The following is a 5,883-nucleotide window of genomic DNA, read 5'->3' as shown; positions in this document are numbered from 1 at the left end:
AAGGAGCTTCGTCGATCGCTCGCCTGTACCAACATCGCCGAGAATATGATGGGCACCATTCGCCGCGTCACACGCAACGTCAAACGCTGGCGCGATGCCGGCATGGCCTTGCGATGGGTCGCGGCCGGCATGATCGAGGCCAACAAGGGCTTCCGACGGTTGAAGGCGCACAAGCAATTGTCGTTTCTGCGTGCGGCCCTTCAGGCTCACCACGATCGCATGACGATCAAGCCCGTTGCCCACGTCACGAGGGCCGCGTAACATTCATCCCGGCAACGTCGGCCCGACGCAGTTCAACAGCGATCGGGACATCTCCTGCGAGCGGCTTCCTTCGCTCCCTGCCTAGGGAGCAAAATAGATGAGGCAACAATAGGTCTACCGGGAACATCGCTACATGCGGCAATACGGCTTCCCATCCAGATTGTCGCGCTATACGTTATCGTCAACGACTGCCAAGTTGATGGTGTTCAAGCTGCTCTGCGCCGCATCAAAGACCTGGCGGCGGCTGAAAGGCACAAATCAGTTGCCGAAGGTCATCGCAGGTGTCAGATTCGAAAACGGCATCGAGGTCATCGAAGTGCCGGCAAACCACACCGCCTGATCGCCTCGTCATCCAAAATCCCGCATAGCTCAGCTCACCAAGCGTCCCACGTTGTCGAGTTAATGCATTGTCTCCAGCGCATGTAGGTCGCAGGTCCAGGCAGAGGTTGACCAGCACTCAATGCGAGGTGCTTTCGCATCGATACGCAAGACCGATCCGCTGCATTGATCTTGCGCTTTTCTGCTTCAGCGCGACGCGCAAAGCACCTGGTCAGGAGTCTGGCCGATCGCGCACTCAATGCGCTCGCGCATAGCTGGATCGATATCTTTGGCGCCGAGCAACGTTGGCGCCGGCGTCTCTTGCATTTGAAGAGCTGGTCTATCCCAGCTAGCGCAACTGCAGAGCCCCAGAGCTGCGAAGAGAGCCGAGCAAGAAAGCAGACAAAACGAACCCAAGCGCCACCGCACTGCCTTACGACGTGAATTCATGCGATCCTTCTTACTGCGCCTGTGAATCGGCTGCAAGGAGCGTGTTGCGGAGTTCCTCGGATGGGGCGATGTCGTCCTTTGCAGCTGCGAGCGTAATGGAGCCAACAGGCTGGATTGTGAAGTCTGAGGCAAGGTCTTGATACGATACAACAGCAAGATCGATCCCATTGCGGGTGAGAAAGCCGCGGACAAAGCGTCGTATATCCATCGAAGCAAGGATAACCGGCTGGGTCTGCCCCCGAACTAGGTTCGAATGGATCTGACGCATTTTTGAGAGCAGCGCCTCGCTTTGCCCGTCGCTCAAAACCAGGTAGGGTCCTTTGGCAGTCTCGCGAATCGCGCTGCGCACGATATCCTCGGTTTGACGTTCGATGATGAAGACCGGCACGACACGGTGTGCGTTGGCATACCGGTGGCAGATTTGCCGTCTTAGACCAGAGCGAACATGTTCCGTGAGCAAGACGACGTTTTGTTCACGTCCGCCCCATTCGGCCAATGCTTCCAAGACCAGCCGCGTGTTCCGGATTGGAATACCCTCTTCCAGGAGGCGCCGCAACACTTCGGCTAGCTTAGGGATTGGCGTCGTGCGTAATACCTCCTTGACCAGATCGGAATATTCCGTCTCCATGCGGGCCAGCAACTGGCGCGTCTCCTGGATACCCACTAAGCACTGTGCATAGCGGATCAACGTCGAACGAACGCGCAAGGCCAGGATTTCAATGGGACGGTGGTGCCCGATGCCGGCTGCTTTGAGAGCCGGTGCATTGCTTTGCTCAATCCAGATTTGATCCGTCTCCCGGTCATGCCGATACGGGATGCCGCTCAATTCAATGTTGGCCGGATCGTCGTGGAGTGCGAGCTGCGTTGGATCGATCAAGTCCTGATCGACCGGCACGCCCTCGACATCCACCCTGTACTGCAACTCTGGCATGCGCTCGTCGACCTCGATGGGGATGCGCGGAATAGTGATGCCCAGATCAGACGAGATCAGTCCAGAAACGCGTGCAATCTGCTGTTGCAATTCTTCTTTGTCGATCGCGCTTGTCAGGCTTGACGCAAGGAACAACGCGACGGGAAGCGCCTCCGCAGGCACGATTTGCTTGTTAGACTGTGTGGAGTGCGGTCGAGAGACATCAGCGCTTTTCTTGCCGCTTTGGACCCCACCGTCGGCAAAGCTCGCTGCCGCAAAGACTGCAGCCAAAACGAGAAAGACAGGGAGCGGAAAACCCGGAATCGCCCCCATTACGACCAGGACGCAGGCAGACAGCCGCAATGCGTGCGAATTTGCTGTGAGCTGGTTAACGATCTCGGTGCCAAGATTGAGCCTTACAACCCCATTCACACGAGTGATGATCGTTGCAGCTGTAATCGATAGCAGCAGCGAGGGAATTTGTGCGATTAAGGCATCACCTATGGTCAGCAGGGTATATTGATGCAGCGCCGCCTCGAAAGACATGCCCTTGGAGAGCAGGCCGATGGTGATCCCGCCCAGCATGTTAACGCAGATAACCACCAATCCTGCGATGGCGTCGCCCTTCACGAATTTCATGGCGCCATCCATAGCCCCGTAAAGCTGGCTTTCTTTCTCCAATGTAGCGCGCCGGCTGCGGGCTTCGTTCTGATCGATATGGCCATTGCGCAATTCCGCATCGATTCCCATCTGCTTGCCTGGCAGAGCATCGAGCGTGAACCGCGCCGCCACCTCCGCCACGCGTTCAGCCCCCTTGGCGACGACGATGAACTGCACCATGGTGACGACTAAAAAAATGACAATGCCGACGACGATATTTCCCGATATTACGAAATCACCGAACGTGTGAATGATGCTGCCGGCATCCCCCTCAGCCAAGATCAGCCGCGTCGTTGAGACGGTGAGCGCCAGACGGAATACCGTGGAAATCAGAATGACGCCCGGCAAGGACGAGAAATCAAGTGGAGTGCTAATATAGACGGCGACCATCAGCAGCAATATGGCGAAGCCCAGATTGAAGCCGACGAGCGTATCGATCGCCACTATCGGGATTGGCATGATCATCATGCCAACCGCCAGAATCAGCATCAACGCGACCATCAAATCGGAGCTGACCGACGCGCGCGCAATGATCTTACGCAGAACGCTGGTCATGGGGACCTTCCGAGTGTTTGTTGATCAGGCCAGTGCTGTCACGTGACGAGACATAGCGTTCGAAAGTCGCGAGCGCCTCGTCTATGAGGCCGGCCCGCCGCAGGGCATGGCTACGCAACAGCATCAAAGAGATACGCGCCGAGGGTTCGTCATCAATTGTGTCTAGTTTATCTAGGACCTGCAACGCCTCAGCTCCGAGGTCTTCCGAGATGAGGGCGTAGGCGAGAAGCCGCAATAGATCGACATCTCGAGAGTAGTTGCCGACGATAAGTCGCAAGAGAGCCACGCATTCTGCGCTCTGCCCAGATGCAAGATGAAGATAGGAAAGTGCACAGAGCAAATCGCGCTCCTGCCCGGGACTCAGCGACAGGTTATCGGATTTGGAAACGTTGGTCGGCGCTCCATCGGAGTTGAGCATTGTTAGGCTTCGATCAAGCTGTTCCGGTTCTGGCGGAGCAGCGCTAACCAGTGCAGCCCCTGCTGTAGAACGACGATACCGTCCCGTGCCATCGGATCCGCAGGCGCGGCCCCCAGCTTGTGGACGAGACGTTCCAGAAGAATGCCATACCTCTCTGCGCGCAGCATGTCCGGATGACGTAGCCTTGGCGTCACGAACGAGAGCAGATCGTGCGCGATATCGCGCCCGTAGAGCGATGCCACCGAAGCGGGGGGCTCGATTTCATGAATGTGAGTGCGCATCTCGTTGAGACCGACACGCTCGACAGCATCAATATTTTTGGCCTCCGATGCCGCTTTGATCGCTACATCCAGCGGCATATAAGACGTGTTCAGCTCGCCCCAGGTCGACGCCCGCTCCTTCTCGCCATTTGCACGAGCACCGTCCGCCTCCACCTTATTGGGTTGGATGGTCGGCCCCATGACCGGGCCATGATGGTCCTCGTTGAGTCTCTGCGAAGCAGTGACACGCCCGACATCGTAGTGGATCAGCTTTAACATGACGACCTCCTATATCCTTCCTACGGGCCCGGAAAGCCTAGTACGGAATGGCAGCAAAACGGCCATTGCGGCTTAGCAGCACACGCCCATCCTCGATTCGAGTGACCGCCCATCCGTCGGCCAAGAGAGCGCCGACGAAATACTTCTGTCCACCGACAAGCAGATAGGGTCGGGGTCCGCGCGAAACAGCTTCGATCGCGATTGAGGATGGCTGCTTCTCCTCCTTGATGACCACTCCGTTCACTAGTGTCACCGCACCGTATGTACGACTATCGAACGATTGCTGGAGCTCCTCCCATTTCGCGACCGTTGCAGGCGTGACTGTTCCCTCAACGCTAACAAAACCCGGCCCCGAACCAACCCTGATATCGAGCAGGCCGGCCTTATCAATTGCCTGTTTCAGCACTTCGGCTGCTGCCGGAGCTTGCAGATCGTAAGGCCGGTTCATGCCCAGCTTGGGTACAAGCTCTGCGGCAGGCGGCGCAATGCCGGTCGACGCGCTTCCGCTGGCTTTGAAGAAAATGGTCGAGAGACTGCCTACACCAAGAAAGCTAAGGAGCACGAGGGCGAGAGTTGAGATTGAAAAGCGCGAGATGCGGATCGACCGAGCCTCAAGTGCATCCTGCATTGACCAGCGAATAGACATGGCGCCCGCACGAATGACGGCGGGAAGAAAAAGAACGGCGCGTCCACCTGCGGCAATATCCCCTTCGCTCTCTGGGGTGCTCACGGCTGCAAGAGCCTCAAGCTCGATTGAATTGCCAACTAGAGTGATACGAAGGTGATGCGACTCAAGCCCTTGTTCGACGAAAACCATGTCTGCGTCGAGGCCGCTACCGATAAGGATCGTTCCGACAGCCGCTTTCCCGATTAGCCCGACATAAAGCCCCGAGAGCACCTCGAAATGTAAGGAGGCAGCCTCATTCACGGACAATTCTCCGAACTATGAGGAGCGCGGCAGGGCGACTGGCCGCACGACTCATCCCTAGGCCGCACTACTCGCATCACCCCGACAACGGGCAAGTCGGAGCGACGAATCGCCCCGCCTTGCATGGTTAACCGGGGACGCGCTCGCCGGCCGCCTTCTTCTGAGTTGCGAGCTGGGCCGCCAGTCCACGTAACTGCATGTCCTGCACCATGGACGTCGCGGCAACCGCCTTCAAGTCGGCGACCATCGCCTCGAAAGCAGCCGTGCCACTGAGTTTGTCAAGCGCAGTTCCACCGGCCGCTACGGCGGTAGACGCCGTCGAACCGGAACTCGTGGAATTGCTGCCAGACTTGTTATCAGGGGCGTCGTGAGCACTATTATCATGGGCGTCGTGAGCACTAGGAGAGTCAACACCACTTGTTTTCGTCATATCGCTTTACCTTCTGTTTAAATTTGCCGCCATCCATGGCGACACTCCACTTACGTCAAAGAACCGACGTCAGGTACCCTCTTCCGTCTCAGCCATAGTGGCGTGAAGATTTTCCATGTTCCGCTGCGTAGCCTGCATCGCGAGGCCGACCAGAACCGAACCGAAAGCCGATTCGATGTCCTGTACAGACTGCGAGCTGCCACTGTCAGAATTGATATGGATCACGCCTTCGATTGCGGGGGCCATCTGGTGCCTCTCACTTCAGTTTCGCCGAAAAGGTGCTATCGATTTACATTGCTTACGCTACTGGGAGTAGCTGTCGAAAAGCTGACGAGTCGAAGAACAGAGCTGGCCCCGCAAATTCGGACAGTAGCTTGAGTGGATTTTCTGCCTGACAGCGGCGAGGATTCTTGC

General features: G+C 57.1%; 5 protein-coding genes and 2 pseudogenes. 2 read left to right on the top strand and 5 right to left on the bottom strand.

Annotated elements, in window-relative coordinates; all coding sequences use genetic code 11:
- Together AC0L3A_RS39735 and AC0L3A_RS39730 are read left to right on the top strand one after the other, a co-directional pair.
- A pseudogene (locus AC0L3A_RS39735) lies at window positions 1-261 on the top strand (IS256 family transposase); the annotation flags it as partial.
- Between the two features lie 124 nt (window positions 262-385).
- Window positions 386-601, top strand: a pseudogene (locus tag AC0L3A_RS39730) (hypothetical protein); the annotation flags it as partial.
- Between the two features lie 438 nt (window positions 602-1,039).
- Here the strand turns inward: AC0L3A_RS39730 and sctV are convergent.
- From sctV to AC0L3A_RS39705, 5 genes are all read right to left on the bottom strand, one after another.
- On the bottom strand, window positions 1,040-3,154 hold the full coding sequence (gene sctV / locus AC0L3A_RS39725) for a type III secretion system export apparatus subunit SctV (protein ID WP_473256467.1): 2,115 nt from the start codon (window positions 3,152-3,154) through the stop codon (window positions 1,040-1,042).
- Entirely contained in the window at window positions 3,135-3,572 is a 438-nt protein-coding gene (locus tag AC0L3A_RS39720; RefSeq protein WP_473256466.1) for a tetratricopeptide repeat protein, read from the bottom strand. The genes sctV and AC0L3A_RS39720 overlap by 20 nt, the downstream gene beginning before the upstream one ends.
- Before the next feature lie 2 nt (window positions 3,573-3,574).
- On the bottom strand, window positions 3,575-4,111 hold the full coding sequence (locus AC0L3A_RS39715) for a hypothetical protein (protein ID WP_473256465.1): 537 nt from the start codon (window positions 4,109-4,111) through the stop codon (window positions 3,575-3,577).
- A 37-nt stretch (window positions 4,112-4,148) separates the two neighbouring features.
- Entirely contained in the window at window positions 4,149-5,039 is an 891-nt protein-coding gene (locus AC0L3A_RS39710) for a SctD/MshK family protein (RefSeq protein WP_473256464.1), read from the bottom strand.
- A 499-nt stretch (window positions 5,040-5,538) separates the two neighbouring features.
- Window positions 5,539-5,715 (bottom strand): hypothetical protein, encoded by a 177-nt coding sequence (locus AC0L3A_RS39705; protein ID WP_473256463.1) that lies wholly within the window; start codon window positions 5,713-5,715, stop codon window positions 5,539-5,541.
- Between the last annotated feature and the right edge of the window lie 168 nt (window positions 5,716-5,883).

This window comes from Bradyrhizobium sp. MI1.3 (assembly GCF_055811695.1).
The sequence above is the reverse complement of the archived record's forward strand: the minus strand, read 5'-3'. Positions and strand labels throughout refer to the sequence as shown.